The organism is Methylomicrobium lacus LW14 (genome assembly GCF_000527095.1).
Lineage (GTDB): Bacteria > Pseudomonadota > Gammaproteobacteria > Methylococcales > Methylomonadaceae > Methylomicrobium > Methylomicrobium lacus.
Window position 1 is genome coordinate 2,362,617 of record NZ_AZUN01000001.1, and the last position, 14,379, is coordinate 2,376,995.

Consider the following 14,379-nt stretch of genomic DNA (forward strand, 5'->3'; position numbering starts at 1 on the left):
CCGGATCAACTGCGCAGCGAATTCAATAACGCGGTCAGCTCTTCATCGTGAATCGGCTTGGTCAGATAGGCATCGAAACCGGCCGCCAGCGCATCATTGATCCGGCCTTCCTCCGCGTAAGCGCTGACCGCGACCATTCTGAGTCCCTTGCCCCGGCTTCTGGCGATCGTCAATAATTCGAGCCCGGACATCACCGGCATGTTCAAATCGACCAGCACCAGGCTGTAATCATGCCTTTCGATCAACGTCAAGGCTTCCCTGCCGTTGGCGGCCGAATCGACGCTGCAACCTTCCAGCTCCAGCAAATTGGCCAGCAGCAACAGGTTGATCTGGCTGTCGTCCGCAATCAACACCCGCAGCGGCCCGTCAGCCGGCTGCCAGCCGCCGTTGCCGGCCAGCCGGGTTGGCTGATCCTCGGCGCTCGGCAACGGCAGCGACACCGAAAACCGGCTGCCCATGCCGGGCTCACTGCTCACACTGATCACGCCGCCCATGATATGGATCAGCTCGCGGGTAATCGCCAAGCCCAGCCCCAGACCGGGCCGAATGAACTCGCCCTCGTTCAGTTGCGTAAAGGGCGCAAAGATAGACTCCAGATCCTGCTCGGCAATGCCGCAGCCGGTGTCCTCGATCGTGATAAGCCAATGTCCCTCAACATAATTCGCTGTCAGCGTCACCCGGCCGTGCTCGGTGTATTTGATCGCGTTATCGAGCAGATTGACGATGACCTGGCGGATGCGCTTTTGATCGCCCAATAACAGCCGCGGGATCGCCAAGGTATTCACATCGAGCTCAAGACGCTTGGCCTCGGCGTTCAATCGGCAAATATCGATAATATTTTGCAATAATTTATGACTATCGAAGACCTTGATGTCGGTTCTGATTTTGTTCGATTCGATCGAGGCGATATCCAGAATGCCGGTAATCAACTCCAACAGATGATTGCTGCATTGCCTGATCGTATGGATTTGCTCGTATTCTTCTTTTTGAAACGCGCGCTTCTTCAACAGCAGCTGCGAAAAGCCCAGTATCGCATTCAACGGCGTGCGCAACTCATGGCTGATATTCGCCAGAAATCGACTTTTTGAATCGTTCGCCGCTTCCGCAGCGATTTTAGCCTTCAGCAACTGCTCGGTTCGATCATTGATGATCGACTCGGTCCGAAAATAACGCCCGGTCAGCATCAGCAGGCCGACGCCCAACAGACTGGTAAACAGCAATCCGCCGATCAGCACCATCCAAACCGACCAATGGAGTTGCAAATCTTCCCTGTCCTGATAGAAAAACAACAACCAACGCAGCCCACCCGCTTCGGTCTCATACTGCCTGACTGATTTGACTTGCGAAAAACCGACCGGCTGAGTCGAATAAATCGTGTTATACGGCCCACTTGCTCCGTCTTCGATCGCTATCGACAGAAAAGAACCGGTATTTTTCAGTGCCTGGGTAGAGACATGCACCAAATCGGCAATCAAAAAAGTCGCCGAGACTAAGCCCAGAATATGCTTGCCGCCATTCGACTGCGGGGTAAAAACCGGGAAAAACACGGTAGCCTGGCCGTTTTCGACAACCTGCAATACATCTCCCGCATTAACCTGCCGGCTCTTGAGCAATTTGTTGAGATTGGCCAGCCATGAACGCGGCGCAGAAATATCGCGATCCGGGTATTCATTCAGTGTGGCGGTAAACTCCAGATTGATGCCGCCGCCCTTGGCCACCCTGATCCAGCTGCTCGACTTGATTTCAGGAAATAATTTGAGCGTTTGCCGGGTAAAAAACACAAATTCATCTTGCTCTACGCGGCGGGAACCGTAAAAAAAATTGCGTACCGCATCGATCGAGTGCATATCGCCTTGCAGGCGGTTGATGATGGCCTGGGACAAGGTCGCCGTTTGATCGTTGAACTCCTGGCGATGCTGCTCTTCCTCCTGTTGCCGGACATAGAGATAGAGGATGATCACCAGTGCAAAAGTCGCAATCAACGGCAAACCGACCGAATAGCGGCGCTGTCCCCAGACCGCCCTGGGCTCGGCATAGGCAATCAGGATGATCGGCGTAAACACCAGCACTCCCATCGTGTCGCCGATCCACCAAAAAAACCCGCGTGAGACTATTTGCGTCGCGCCGATCATCCCGGCCTGATACATCGCGGTAATGCCGACGGTTGGCGCGATCAGACAGCTTAACGGACCGCCAAGCAGCATGAACAGCAGGATGCCGCGATCCTCGATCAATGAATTCGGTATGCCGACAAATTTTTTGATCAGCACATGACCCAGCAGCACCGATAAGGTCGCGCCCGTCGCGTGCGCCGCGTGGATGGCGAGCATCGGCGTATCGAAGCTGAACGCCGAGACAAAAGCGCTGATCGCAAAACTCCCCAGAAACACCCCCGGCCATATGCGCTTGCCCAGCAACAGCAATGCCGCCAGCGCAATGCCGGTGGAAGGCCCCAAGACGCTGGCATGGCTCAGCGTTACATTCAGCAGTTGACCCAGAATGCCGAAACCGAAATAGACGAGCGCCAGAACGATCACGACGAAAACATAATTCAACGCACGCATCAGGAATAAATCGTTCATTATTGCCGAGCCAATCCTCGTTTACACAGCCGGCGATCATTTTATCACCGCCCCGATCGATCATAACGATCAGAGAGCGCACCATCCAATCAGCGCAGGCCGATTGCCCAAGCGATGTGCCCTTCCTCCCCGAAGGTAGGCAGGAAGCATCAGGCGTGGGACGGTTCGGGCTAATTTTCACAGCTGGCGAGATCCCCGGGCCTTGCGCCGCCGTTTGAGCCAGCGTTTACTGCGACACAAATTTCAAGCCGATCAGCAGTAACACGGTCGCCAGCACCGGCCGCAGAAAACGCTCCGGGATCTTCGCGCTCAAATGGCTGCCGATCCAGATGCCCGGCAAAGAGCCGACCAGCAAGCTGGCCAGCAATACTCCATCAACGTTGCCGATGCTCAAATGGCCGAGCCCTGCCACTGCGGTCAACGGGATCGCATGCGCCAGATCGGTGCCGACCACTTTCAAGGTCGTCATCTTCGGATACAGAAACAGCAAGGCGACCGTTCCCAACGCGCCGGCGCCGACCGAAGACAGCGTGACCAGTACGCCGAGCACCATGCCGGTCAACACGGTGGCCGGCGCATGAAAGCGCCGGAAGCGCGCGGCATTGGCTTCGTTGCTGTGATCGTCGTCGATCAGGCCGGCTTTTTGCGCCCGATGCATCAAGACGCTACGCACCAGCAAGGCACAGCCGGTCAAAATCAGCGCAATGCCCAGCGAGTAAGTGATCACACCGCTGATTTCCTTGCCGGTCTCGTGCAATTGCTTCAACAGATAGAGCGTCCCCAGCGCGCAAGGCAAACTGCCCAGCGCCAACCAACCGACGATGTGCCACTCGACCGAATTATGCTTGCCGTGATGCACCCAGACGCCGCCGGTCTTGGTGATCGCCGCAAACAACAGATCGGTGCCGACCGCGACCGCCGGCTTGAAGCCGAACAGGAAGACCAGTAATGGCGTCATCAGCGAGCCGCCACCGACGCCGGTCACGCCGACCAGCAAACCGACCGAAAATCCCGAAACAATATATGCCATGTTGAACAAAGCACACTCCTCATCAAACTGCGAAAAAAGATGCGCACTATACCAGTTTATGATTGCTTATTTAACAATATGTTACCCTAAGGTGAGTGCATTGCCCCCCTATCGCCGCCTTCGAAGCACCATCAAACGAAGCGATGACAGGCCGCCGAGGCCTGTGCACAGCGCTGAGTTTTTTGCGCAGGCCCGTTTCAGCCGGAGCGGCGCTTTCTCCTTTGCGATCCGGGGCCGGATCAATTTCAAGCCAAAGTCGGCGACGACTTTCTAATCGAGCCGGTTTAGGCTTATCATGTACGTTTTGTCCGGCTCATCGGACGGCTCACTTTGATCAACAACCATGAAGCTTTCCCCCCATTGCCTTTATTTGCTGGCGGCACTAGGGCTTGCCGGCTGCGGCCAGCCTGGCCCCTTATATCTACCCGATAATCCGCCGCCGGGCCTCAAGGTGGATGCGGATCCCGATCAGCCCGCGCCGATTCCCGAACGCAACATCGATCAGGCGCCGCCGCCGATCGACGCCAAGCCCGCGCAACCGGCCGAAGCCAAACCCAAAAAAGATCAATCCCCAACAGAAAACACGCAATAACGATGGATTATTTCAATTACCGGAACGATGAACTCTTTGCCGAAGACCTGCCTGTCGAGCAAATCGTCAAGCAATACGGCACGCCATGCTATATCTATTCGCGCGCGACCCTCGAACGGCATTGGCGCGCGTTCGACAGCGCTTTCGGCGCGCAGCCGCACTTGATCTGCTATGCGGTCAAGGCCAATTCGAATATCGCCCTGCTGAATCTGTTGGCGCGTCTCGGCTCCGGTTTCGATATCGTCTCGATCGGCGAACTGGAGCGGGTCATCGCCGCCGGCGGCGCGCCGGACAAGATCGTGTTTTCCGGCGTCGGCAAGCGCGAGGACGAAATCATCGCCGCCCTGAAGATCGGCATCCGCTGCTTCAATATCGAAGTCGGCGGCGAGCTCGACCGCATCAACCGTCTGGCCGGGCAACTCGGCGTGATCGCGCCGGTATCGTTCCGGGTCAATCCGGATGTCGATGCGAACACCCATCCTTATATTTCGACCGGACTGAAAGAAAACAAATTCGGCATCGCCTTCGAGCAGGCACTGAGCGAATACCAGCGCGCCGCCCGGATGCCGAACATCAAGATCATCGGCATCGACTGCCATATCGGCTCGCAGCTGACCGAGACCCGGCCGTTCCTGGATGCGCTGGACCGCATTCTCGCTCTGGTCGCCGCGTTGAAGGCCGCGGGCATCGAACTGCATCACCTGGATCTCGGCGGCGGCCTCGGCATTCGCTACAAGGACGAGCAGCCGCCGGAGCCGGCCGACTATATTCAGGCCGTGTTAAATCGCCTTGGCGAGACCGATTTCGAAATCCTGCTGGAGCCCGGCCGCGCGATCGTCGGCAATGCGGGCATTCTGGTCACCCGCGTCGAATACCTGAAAGCGACCGACCATAAAAACTTCGCGATCGTCGATGCGGCGATGAACGACCTGGTGCGCCCGTCGCTGTACAGCGCCTGGCAGAACATCATCCCGGTCAAGTTGCAAAGCCCAGCCGACGAGCAAACCTGGGACATCGTCGGCCCGGTCTGCGAAACCGGCGATTTTTTAGGCAAGGGGCGTGCGCTCAAGCTGAATGAAAATGATTTACTGGCGATCCGCTCATCGGGCGCTTACGGCTTCAGCATGAGCTCGAATTACAACTCCAGGCCGCGCGCGGCGGAAGTGTTGGTCGACGGCGGCCAAACCCATTTGATCCGGGCAAGAGAGTCGATCGAACAATTGTGGGCGGGTGAGCGGTTGCTTCCTTAAGAAATCGCTGCTAAATTCGTCTAAGATTAAGTTTCTGAACAACCATTTATCTCATGATTCATTTCACCAAAATGCACGGCCTCGGCAATGACTTTGTCGTGATTGACGCGATCCACCAAGCGCCCCGCCTGGAGCCCGAGTCGATCAAGAAGCTGGCCGACCGTCATTTCGGCATCGGTTTCGACCAACTGTTGCTGGTCGAAAAGCCGGTCAGCGCGAATGCCGATTTCAAATACCGGATTTTCAACGCGGACGGCAGCGAAGTCAGCCAGTGCGGCAACGGCGCCCGCTGTTTTGCCCGCTTCGTGCGCGACAAAGGCCTGTCCTCAAAGGACGAGGTCCGCGTCGATACCGATGCCGGGCAGCTGCTGCTCAAATTCGACGACGACGGCCAGATTACCGTGAACATGGGCATTCCGCGCCATCACCCGGCCGAGATTCCGTTGCTGGCCGACCAGGAAGCCGACAGCTACCAGGTGATGGCCGACGGCGAAACTTATACTTTCGGCGCGGTATCGATGGGCAATCCGCATGCGGTTCTGCGGGTAGCGGATGTCGACGCCGCACCGGTCGCCGAGGCTGGACGCCTGCTGGAATCGCATCCGGTCTTTCCGGCGCGCGCGAACATCGGTTTCATGCAGATCGTCGACCGCACCCATATCAAATTGCGCGTTTATGAACGCGGCGCGGCCGAAACCCTGGCCTGCGGCAGCGGCGCCTGCGCGGCGGCGGTGATCGCGATCGAACGCGGTCTCGTCGACCCTGGCGTTGAAGTCACATTGCCGGGCGGTTCGTTAAGAATCCATTGGGAGGGCCGCGGCGAACCGGTGCTGATGACAGGACCTGCCATTTCCGTTTTCGAGGGGACGATTAATCCATGAGCGATCCGCAAAATACTTTGACTTCGAACCAAGTTGCCGACTATTTACGCGCCCATCCGGCATTCTTCAACGATCATCTGGATCTCTTGGAAGAGTTGAGCATACCGCATCCGAGCGGAGTTGCCGTATCGCTGATTTCGAAACAGCTCGAAATGCTGCGCAACCGCAATCAGGAAATCGAAGCGCAGCTCGCCTCGCTGATCGAGATCGCCAAAAGCAACGATACCTCGTTCGACCGGATGCACAAACTGACCCTGGCGCTGCTCGAAACCTCGACGCTCGAGGAAGCGGTCGCGAGCCTCGAAGTCGTCTTGTCCGATTATTTCATGACCGATTTCATCGCGGTCCGCATCATCACCAGCAAGCCCGATGCGGCCCTGCCGCACCTGTTTCTCGCGCCGGACAGCGCCGAACTCGAACAATTTCTGGCTATCCTCGCTGCCGATCAACCCAAATGCGGCCGCCCGACCCTGGCTCAGGCCAAAGTCCTGTTCGGCGCCGCCGCGCTCGAGGTCCAGTCCGCCGCGATCATTCCGATGAAATTTGCCGACATGAGCGGCATTCTCGCGATCGGCAGCCGCAGCAATGAACGCTTTCATTACAGCATGGGCAGTTTCTTTCTGACCCACATGAGCGAAATCATCAGCGCGCGCTTTCTGTCTTTGCTGTCGCAAAAAAAATATGCATAGCGACGCCCGGCAATGGCTGGACGATTTTCTCCGCGAACTGGAAGTCGAAAGACGCGCCTCCCGGCATACGGTCAGCAGTTACCGGCGCGATCTCGAACAACTGGCCGGCTTCTGCGACGAGAAATCGCTTCAGCAGTGGTCCGATGTCGGTCAGCCCCATATCCGCGCGCATATCGCCGCACGCCACCGCCAGGGCCTCGGCAGCAAGAGCCTGCAACGCGAATTGTCGGCGCTGCGCAGTTTCTATCAGTTCCTGTTGAAAAAACGTCGGGTGCAGATCAATCCCGCCGAGCATGTCAAGGCGCCCAAGCAGCCGCGCAAACTGCCGAAAACCCTCGATGTCGATCAGGTGACAGGACTTTTGGAAGCCGGCGCGCATTCGGATCTGGAACTGCGCGATCTGGCAATGTTCGAACTGTTCTATTCGAGCGGTTTACGGCTGAGTGAGTTGGTCGCGTTGAATCTGACCGATGTCGATCTGGACGATCAGTCGCTGATCGTCAAATCCGGCAAGGGCGGTAAAGACCGTGTGCTGCCGATCGGCGGCAAGGCGATCAGCGCGATCCGCAACTGGCTGCCGATCCGGAACAACACCGCCGACATCGAGGAAAAGGCGCTATTTACCTCGGTGAAAGGATTTAGGCTCGGCGCGCGCAGCGTGCAACTGCGCCTAGAACGCTGGCGCGTCGCGAAAGGGATTGCCGAACCCATTCATCCGCACATGCTAAGGCATTCGTTCGCGAGCCACTTGCTCGAATCGAGCCACGACCTGCGCGCGGTGCAGGAGTTGCTCGGCCACAGCAATATCGGCACCACGCAAATCTATACCCATCTGGATTTTCAGCATCTTGCCGAGATTTATGACCAGACGCATCCGCGGGCAAAAAAAACACCCGCCCCCTAATTGCAGGCGGAAAAAAAATCCAAAATCTGCTACCATGCAAGTTCTTTTTTCACCCAAAGCAATCTGTTGTCTGCAGTAAAGACAATTCAATCAGGATTCCAGAAATGGCGGCAAACGAATTAGAAGATAGTAAATCGAGAGGAGTACTCTGGGGCTTTGGCATGCTGGTGCTTGCCGCGCTCGTCATCGTTTTCATTTTGGGTGCCTGGTGGGGAACCGAACCGGATCAGTTCAGTGTCCAGGAAGAGGCGATGGAACGCGCCAAACTGACCAATACCACCGATATTCCGTTGGGCTATACCTATACCAACACGCTGGCCCATATCTCGGAAGTCCTGCTGCATAAATCCGGCGGCTATATCACCAACGACGTGGCGCCTCCCGGTTTGTTTCTTGACAACGTTTCGAATTTCGAATACGGCGCCTTGGTGATGCTGCGCGATGCGGTGTCGGCACTCAGAAACCACTTTTCGCGAGACCAGTCGCAATCCGACGAAGACCCCGACCTCAAAATCGCCGAGCCTTATTTTTATTACGAAAATGATTCCTGGGCGCTGCCGTCGACCGAAGCTGAATACCAAAAGGGCGTGGATGCGCTGCACAACTACATGTCGCGCCTGCAAAAATGGGACGGTAAAGTGAAGCGCGGGCAGTTTTATGCGCGTGCCGACAACTTGTGGCAATATTCCGAAGTGGTGATCAAACGCCTGGGCAACCTTTCGACCCGGCTCAGCGCCAGCACCGCGGGTGCAGATATCAGCCCGGCGTTCGCCGTGGTAGCCCCCGAAACCGACGTCACTTCCCGCAACCCCAAAGCCGGGTCGCTGCCGGAAACCCCTTGGCTGGAAATCGATGACGTTTTCTATGAAGCGCGCGGATCGAGTTGGGCGCTGCTGCATATCCTGAAAGCGGTCAAATCCGATTTCCATGACATTCTGCTCGACAAGCGCGCGATGAACACGGTCGACATCATGATCAAATCGCTCGAAAACGCGATGGCGCCGATCCTGAGCCCGATGATTCTAAACGGCAGCGGTTACGGCCTGTTCGCCAACTACTCTTTGACGATGGCGACGTATATCGCCCGCGCGAATGCCTCCGCATTGGACTTGCGCGACATCATGAACCGAGGTTAAAAGAATGGATGAACAAATCAACTACAATTTGACCAACATCGATACCTGGAAAAGGATCTTCTTCATGCTGATTTTTGCCGCGATCGGCGGCTTGGTCAGAATGCTGCTGTGGGCGGTGATCCTGCTGCAGGTCGCATCGACCCTGCTGACCGGCAAGGCGAACAAGAATATCCTGAATCTTGGCCGCAGCCTGTCGGTTTATACTTACCACATCCTATTATTCATGACTTTCAATACCGAAGCCCTGCCCTTCCCGTTTTCGGACTGGAATCAGACCGCGGAATTGAAGCTGCCCGAGAAATAACTTCCGTTTAAAAAACCAATGGATGGAGGCATTCTTCCCCATCCCCTGCTTGCTCTCCCGGTCTCATCAAAACCGGGAGGGCATGACGCTAAAGACCGTCCTGATCTTCCCAGTACTCTTCTTCGTCTTCATCTTCGCCGGCTGCCGAGACTTCCTCCGCCTGCGTCAACCCCTCGTCCAACAGCAACTCCTTCACATAACGGTATAACATCCGCGCCGACTTGGGCGGCTTCGCGGCCGCGATTTCCTTTTGCGCATTGCGGATCAACTGCCGCAATTGCTGGCTGTCGGCCTCCGGGTGATCGTCCAGCAATTCGGTCAGCGCCTCATTGCCCTCGGCGATCAGGCGGTCGCGCCATTGTTCGGCAAGATGATGCTCCCTGACCGCATGCACGCTTTTGTTCTTGATCCGCTCCAGTTTTTCGATTATAGGAGAGGCATCGATCAGATGCAGCTGACCTGCGATATATTTCAACAGCCGCTTGCGCGCGCCTTTATGCGGCATGCCGGAAACTTCCCTGACCGCTTGCAAAATCTTTTCCGGCAGCATCAGGGTATTTAACTGGTCGGGCGACAGATTCGACATTTCCTCGCCCAATACAAATAACGCAGCGATGTCCTTTTTTATTTGGGTCTTGTTCGGCCGTACCGCGTAATATTCGACGTCCTCATCAGAGCCGTCGTAATCTTCTTCAATCATCTTAAAACGCTTTATTCCTGTGATTCAACTGGGTTAACCCTCCGCCAGCTCCTCCGCCAAATAGTGCTTGATCTCCTGCCAGGCCTCCATTTTTTGGGGCAGGCTGAGGGCCGCATTGGTCGGACTGGTCGATGGCAGCCTATGATACACCAGATAGCCGAATCGTTCCGGCAATGTCGGCAATATATATTTACGGTAAATTTTTTCCGCCGTCATGCCGTTGAAAAATACATGTCGAATCTGGTCGTGGCGCCTGAAAAAATCGCTGAAATCATTGACGATGATCGAATCGAGCTCAATATCCGCATCCAGGCTACCGAGCCTTTGGCAGGTTTTCAACACATCCCAGAGCGCCACGCGATGCGTCATCAGAATGCCTTTGCGCAGCCCGTAACACAATTCGAGTTCCGCGCCGAACAACTGCCCCATGATCGCCCAGAACGCATTTTTACTGTGGCCATAATACTGTTCCCTGGCCTTCGACACTTTGCTGGGCATCGAGCCCAGAATCAACACCCGCGCATCCGGAGCGGCAATCGGGTCAAATCCGCTTATCTCCTGCATCCTCTTTTTCCTCTATAAATTACTCACAAGAGAGCCAGGCAAATTTGCGATAATATCCGGCTCATTGTAATTATAGGATACCCCCCAAATCATGTGGTTCAAGAATCTGACTATTTTTCGCCTGACCGAAGCGTTCACCTTGACACCCAGCGAACTGGAGCAAAAACTGCAAGCGCTTCTCTTCCGCCCCTGCGGGCCTCATGAAGAATTCAGTTTCGGCTGGACGCAGCCGATCGGCAAAGCGTCCGACCAACTGGTGCACGCCGCCAACGGCTTTATGATGCTGTGCGGAAAAAAGGAAGAAAAAGTGCTGCCTACGGCCGTGGTTAATGAAATGCTGCAGGAAAAAATCGGCGAGATCGAGGAGCGCGAAGCGCGCAAACTCGCCAAAAAAGAACGCACCACCCTAAAAGACGAACTGATGTTCGAACTGCTGCCCAAGGCATTTAGATTTTCGCGCAAAACCTATGCCTATATCGACCCCAAAGGCGGCTGGCTGCTGGTCGACTCGGCATCCGCCAAAAGCGCCGAAGACTTGCTCAGCAACCTGCGCAAATGCCTCGGCTCGCTGCCCGCGGTGCCGCTGAATACGATCGACAAACCGAGCGTGAACATGACCCAATGGTTGCTGACCCAGCAGGCGCCGGACGATCTGACGATCGAGGATGAATGCGAACTGCGCTCGCTGGAAGAAGAAGGCGGCATCATCCGTTGTAAAAAACATGACCTGACCGTGCCGGAAATCAAAAACCATCTCGATACCGGCAAGCAGGCGATCAAACTGGCCGTAAACTGGGCCGGACGCATTGCCTTTGTACTGGACGAACACCTGGCGCTGAAGCGCCTGCGTTTTCTCGACATGGTGCAGGATCAGGCCGCCGACATCGACGCCGGCAGCGCCGCCGAACGTTTCGACGCGGACTTTACGATCATGACGCTGGAACTGGCCGAATTGCTGCCGCGCCTGACCGCCTGGTTTGGCGGCGAAAACCGGTCTTGAATGAACAACACGCCCGGCCTTTGGGGTTCGGGCGTTTCTTCCAAAAACGGCAGACACAAAAAAAGCCCGGAGCATACGCCGCCGGGCTTTTTTTATGTGATTTAAGTCGTAAGACTTATTTCAACATGGTTTTGTGGAACAGTCTGTCCAATTTGTCGTTGGTTGCTTGAGCAGCATCAGCAGCGCGGTTAGCAGCCGCTTCAGCAGCAGCGGCGCGAGAAGATGCGTCGTTAGCAGCAGCCAGTGCGCTGGAAGCATCAGAAGAAGCTTTCGCAACGTCAGTCTTCAAACCATCGATTTGGCCTTGCAGATTTTCGATGTCACCGCTAGTGGCGCAACCTACAATCAAGCTGGCAGCCAATGCAATCATTGATAATTTAACAAGCTTTTTCATTTTCTTTTTCCTTATAAAAAAGTTACGACTACAAAAACAAATTAACCAAGAATATCATACCACAATATTTTAATCGAATGCTAACTTATTTTATCTTTACCACCATTCCCGGCTCCACATACCGGCTTAGATGGTCGATCTGAGTATTGGTCATGGCGATACAGCCATGGGTCCAATTCATGCTGCGATGGATTTTTTCATCCGCCGCCCCGAGACCGTGGATGCCGATTTGCCCGCCCAAAGGCGTGTTTTGCGGCGGAATCTGATGATTCTCGCTCGCTGCCACGATCCGCTCGTAAGTGCCTTTACTGATGAGGCCTTTGATCAAGGCCGTGCGCGCATCCTGGGCATTAGGATAAGTCAGCCCGAAAAACCGGCGAAAATTGCTTCTTTCACCGACCCAGCCGATCCGGTAATCGCCGTAGGGCGTGATGTCGTCGCCACGGTGAGTCTTGTACCCGGCGCCGCCCCGACCAATCGCGATATCCGGGATCGTGTCCACGGTCTGCTCGCCTTTTTTAACCTCAATCCTCAGCGCGGTCGTATCGATCAACAGCCACATACCGTCATCGGCAACCGCGATGCCCGCCAACAAACCACAAAACAACAGTAAACAAATTCGTAACATACTCTCTACACTCGGCAGCAGTTTTGGTGTATTTTAACTCCTACGGTCAATCGTCGCACTTAGGATTCATTATGCAGATAAATACAATAACAACTCAACCCTACAACGATCAAAATCCCGGCACATCAGGACTCAGAAAAAAAGTTAGAGTATTCCAAGAGCAAGGTTACCTCGAAAATTTTGTCCAGTCAATTTTCGACTCTCTCGAGGAAATCAATGGCAAAACCTTGGTGCTTGGCGGCGACGGCCGCTATTTTAACCGACAAGCCATTCAGACGATCATCAAAATGGCGGCCGCCAACGGCTTTGCCGAACTCATTATAGGCCAAGGCGGATTACTGTCCACTCCGGCCGCCTCCCACATCATTCGCAAATACGAGGCTTACGGCGGATTGGTGCTATCGGCCAGCCACAACCCGGGCGGACCCGACGACGATTTCGGCATCAAATACAACGTCAGCAACGGCGGCCCGGCCCCCGAAAAGTACACTAACGCATTTTACCAACGCAGCCTGACGATCGACAGCTATAAAATCGCCGAGATGGCCGACGTCGATCTCGATACGCTCGGCAGTTTTCAAATCGACGGCATCAAAATCACGATCATCGATCCGGTCAGCGATTATGCCGAACTGATGCAGTCGATCTTCGATTTCAACCTGCTGAAACAAAGCATCGGCTCCGGCTATATCACGCTGTGTTTCGATGCGATGCATGCGATCACCGGACCTTACGCCAAACGCATCTTAGTCGACATGCTCGGCGCGCCTGCCGATTCGGTGATCAATGCGGTGCCCCTGGAAGATTTCGGCGGCCATCATCCCGATCCGAATCTCGCGCACGCGCATGAATTGGCCGAACTGATGTTCAGCCCAAATGCGCCGACCTTCGGCGCGGCCTCGGACGGCGACGGCGACCGCAACATGATCACCGGCAGCAATATTTTTGTCACTCCCAGCGACAGCCTCGCCATCATGGCCGCGAACGCGCAGGCGATCCCGGCCTATGCCAAGGGACTCAGCGGCGTCGCGCGCTCGATGCCGACCAGCCAGGCGGTCGACCGGGTCGCGGCGGCCTACAACCTGCCCTGCTTTGAAACGCCGACCGGCTGGAAATTTTTCGGCAACCTGCTCGATGCCGGCAAAATCACGCTCTGCGGCGAGGAAAGCTTCGGTACCGGCTCCGATCATGTCCGCGAAAAAGACGGCTTATGGGCCGTCTTGTTCTGGCTGAACCTGATCGCCCGCAAACGCCAGTCGGTCGCGGACATCGTGCACGAACATTGGCAAAAATTCGGCCGCGACATTTATTGCCGGCATGATTATGAAGCGGTCGAAACCGGCATCGCGAACGGCATCGTCGAGCATTTACGCCAGCAACTGCCGTCCCTGCCCGGCCAGACCTTAGGCGCCTTTACGGTCAAATTCGCCGATGAATTCGGCTACACCGACCCGGTCGACGGCAGCGTCAGCAAAAACCAGGGCATCCGCATCGGCTTCACCGACGGTTCGCGGATCGTATTCCGCCTGTCCGGTACCGGCACGGTCGGCGCGACGCTCAGAATCTATCTGGAAAAATTCGAAGCGGACGCGTCGAAGCACGCTCAGGACGCCCAGGACGCCCTGGCCGAACTGATTGCGCTGGCCGAACGACTTTGCGAAGTCAAAAAGCGCACCGGCAGAACGTCACCGGATGTGATCACCTAACAAGGGGGACTAAGGGCAT

15 protein-coding genes are annotated in these 14,379 nt (G+C 55.8%); 9 read left to right on the plus strand and 6 right to left on the minus strand.

Annotated features, from left to right (window positions below; genetic code table 11):
- Positions 1-5: 5 nt before the first annotated feature.
- Complete coding sequence (locus METLA_RS0110675) at positions 6-2,582, minus strand: ATP-binding protein (RefSeq protein ID WP_024298550.1); 2,577 nt, start codon at positions 2,580-2,582, stop codon at positions 6-8.
- Positions 2,583-2,808: 226 nt separating this feature from the next.
- On the minus strand, positions 2,809-3,612 hold the full coding sequence (locus METLA_RS0110680) for a sulfite exporter TauE/SafE family protein (protein WP_029646596.1): 804 nt from the start codon (positions 3,610-3,612) through the stop codon (positions 2,809-2,811).
- A 343-nt stretch (positions 3,613-3,955) separates the two neighbouring features.
- Between METLA_RS0110680 and lptM the strand changes: the two genes are divergently transcribed.
- The 7 genes from lptM to METLA_RS0110720 all read left to right on the plus strand — a co-directional run bounded on the left by lptM (position 3,956) and on the right by METLA_RS0110720 (position 9,368).
- Entirely contained in the window at positions 3,956-4,204 is a 249-nt protein-coding gene (gene lptM, locus METLA_RS23970; protein ID WP_024298552.1) for an LPS translocon maturation chaperone LptM, read from the plus strand.
- A gap of 2 nt (positions 4,205-4,206) precedes the next feature.
- Complete coding sequence (gene lysA / locus METLA_RS0110695; protein WP_024298553.1) at positions 4,207-5,454, plus strand: diaminopimelate decarboxylase; 1,248 nt, start codon at positions 4,207-4,209, stop codon at positions 5,452-5,454.
- Positions 5,455-5,507: 53 nt separating this feature from the next.
- Positions 5,508-6,335: a diaminopimelate epimerase gene (dapF, locus tag METLA_RS0110700; protein ID WP_024298554.1), complete on the plus strand. Its 828-nt coding sequence runs from the start codon at positions 5,508-5,510 to the stop codon at positions 6,333-6,335.
- Positions 6,332-7,024: a DUF484 family protein gene (locus METLA_RS0110705; RefSeq protein WP_024298555.1), complete on the plus strand. Its 693-nt coding sequence runs from the start codon at positions 6,332-6,334 to the stop codon at positions 7,022-7,024. Before dapF ends, METLA_RS0110705 begins: the two co-directional genes overlap by 4 nt.
- Positions 7,017-7,928 carry a tyrosine recombinase XerC gene (xerC, locus tag METLA_RS0110710; protein ID WP_024298556.1) on the plus strand — a complete coding sequence of 304 codons (912 nt, stop codon included), beginning with the start codon at positions 7,017-7,019 and terminating at the stop codon, positions 7,926-7,928. The genes METLA_RS0110705 and xerC overlap by 8 nt, the downstream gene beginning before the upstream one ends.
- A gap of 104 nt (positions 7,929-8,032) precedes the next feature.
- On the plus strand, positions 8,033-9,064 hold the full coding sequence (locus tag METLA_RS0110715) for a DUF2333 family protein (RefSeq protein ID WP_024298557.1): 1,032 nt from the start codon (positions 8,033-8,035) through the stop codon (positions 9,062-9,064).
- Positions 9,065-9,068: 4 nt separating this feature from the next.
- Positions 9,069-9,368: a DUF4389 domain-containing protein gene (locus tag METLA_RS0110720; protein ID WP_024298558.1), complete on the plus strand. Its 300-nt coding sequence runs from the start codon at positions 9,069-9,071 to the stop codon at positions 9,366-9,368.
- An 88-nt stretch (positions 9,369-9,456) separates the two neighbouring features.
- On the opposite strand, the gene yjgA is transcribed toward METLA_RS0110720, so the two are convergent.
- Positions 9,457-10,068 (minus strand): ribosome biogenesis factor YjgA, encoded by a 612-nt coding sequence (gene yjgA / locus METLA_RS0110725; RefSeq protein WP_024298559.1) that lies wholly within the window; start codon positions 10,066-10,068, stop codon positions 9,457-9,459.
- A gap of 33 nt (positions 10,069-10,101) precedes the next feature.
- On the minus strand, positions 10,102-10,632 hold the full coding sequence (locus METLA_RS0110730) for a DNA-deoxyinosine glycosylase (RefSeq protein WP_024298560.1): 531 nt from the start codon (positions 10,630-10,632) through the stop codon (positions 10,102-10,104).
- A 91-nt stretch (positions 10,633-10,723) separates the two neighbouring features.
- Between METLA_RS0110730 and rdgC the strand changes: the two genes are divergently transcribed.
- Positions 10,724-11,632, plus strand: coding sequence for a recombination-associated protein RdgC (gene rdgC, locus METLA_RS0110735; RefSeq protein WP_024298561.1), 909 nt, complete (start codon positions 10,724-10,726; stop codon positions 11,630-11,632).
- A 115-nt stretch (positions 11,633-11,747) separates the two neighbouring features.
- Here rdgC and METLA_RS0110745 read toward each other — a convergent pair whose 3' ends face one another.
- Both METLA_RS0110745 and METLA_RS0110750 read right to left on the minus strand, forming a co-directional pair.
- On the minus strand, positions 11,748-12,026 hold the full coding sequence (locus tag METLA_RS0110745) for an Lpp/OprI family alanine-zipper lipoprotein (protein WP_024298562.1): 279 nt from the start codon (positions 12,024-12,026) through the stop codon (positions 11,748-11,750).
- Between the two features lie 85 nt (positions 12,027-12,111).
- Positions 12,112-12,654, minus strand: coding sequence for a L,D-transpeptidase family protein (locus METLA_RS0110750; protein ID WP_024298563.1), 543 nt, complete (start codon positions 12,652-12,654; stop codon positions 12,112-12,114).
- A 71-nt stretch (positions 12,655-12,725) separates the two neighbouring features.
- Between METLA_RS0110750 and METLA_RS0110755 the strand changes: the two genes are divergently transcribed.
- Complete coding sequence (locus tag METLA_RS0110755; RefSeq protein WP_024298564.1) at positions 12,726-14,360, plus strand: alpha-D-glucose phosphate-specific phosphoglucomutase; 1,635 nt, start codon at positions 12,726-12,728, stop codon at positions 14,358-14,360.
- Positions 14,361-14,379 lie beyond the last annotated feature (19 nt).

Bases quoted from the DNA above. Each gene is read 5' to 3' on its own strand.
- METLA_RS0110675 (WP_024298550.1), bottom strand. From the start codon at position 2,582: ATGAACGATTTATTCCTGATGCGTGCGTTGAATTATGTTTTCGTCGTG.
- METLA_RS0110680 (WP_029646596.1), bottom strand. From the start codon at position 3,612: ATGGCATATATTGTTTCGGGATTTTCGGTCGGTTTGCTGGTCGGCGTG.
- lptM (WP_024298552.1), top strand. From the start codon at position 3,956: ATGAAGCTTTCCCCCCATTGCCTTTATTTGCTGGCGGCACTAGGGCTT.
- lysA (WP_024298553.1), top strand. From the start codon at position 4,207: ATGGATTATTTCAATTACCGGAACGATGAACTCTTTGCCGAAGACCTG.
- dapF (WP_024298554.1), top strand. From the start codon at position 5,508: ATGATTCATTTCACCAAAATGCACGGCCTCGGCAATGACTTTGTCGTG.
- METLA_RS0110705 (WP_024298555.1), top strand. From the start codon at position 6,332: ATGAGCGATCCGCAAAATACTTTGACTTCGAACCAAGTTGCCGACTAT.
- xerC (WP_024298556.1), top strand. From the start codon at position 7,017: ATGCATAGCGACGCCCGGCAATGGCTGGACGATTTTCTCCGCGAACTG.
- METLA_RS0110715 (WP_024298557.1), top strand. From the start codon at position 8,033: ATGGCGGCAAACGAATTAGAAGATAGTAAATCGAGAGGAGTACTCTGG.
- METLA_RS0110720 (WP_024298558.1), top strand. From the start codon at position 9,069: ATGGATGAACAAATCAACTACAATTTGACCAACATCGATACCTGGAAA.
- yjgA (WP_024298559.1), bottom strand. From the start codon at position 10,068: ATGATTGAAGAAGATTACGACGGCTCTGATGAGGACGTCGAATATTAC.
- METLA_RS0110730 (WP_024298560.1), bottom strand. From the start codon at position 10,632: ATGCAGGAGATAAGCGGATTTGACCCGATTGCCGCTCCGGATGCGCGG.
- rdgC (WP_024298561.1), top strand. From the start codon at position 10,724: ATGTGGTTCAAGAATCTGACTATTTTTCGCCTGACCGAAGCGTTCACC.
- METLA_RS0110745 (WP_024298562.1), bottom strand. From the start codon at position 12,026: ATGAAAAAGCTTGTTAAATTATCAATGATTGCATTGGCTGCCAGCTTG.
- METLA_RS0110750 (WP_024298563.1), bottom strand. From the start codon at position 12,654: ATGTTACGAATTTGTTTACTGTTGTTTTGTGGTTTGTTGGCGGGCATC.
- METLA_RS0110755 (WP_024298564.1), top strand. From the start codon at position 12,726: ATGCAGATAAATACAATAACAACTCAACCCTACAACGATCAAAATCCC.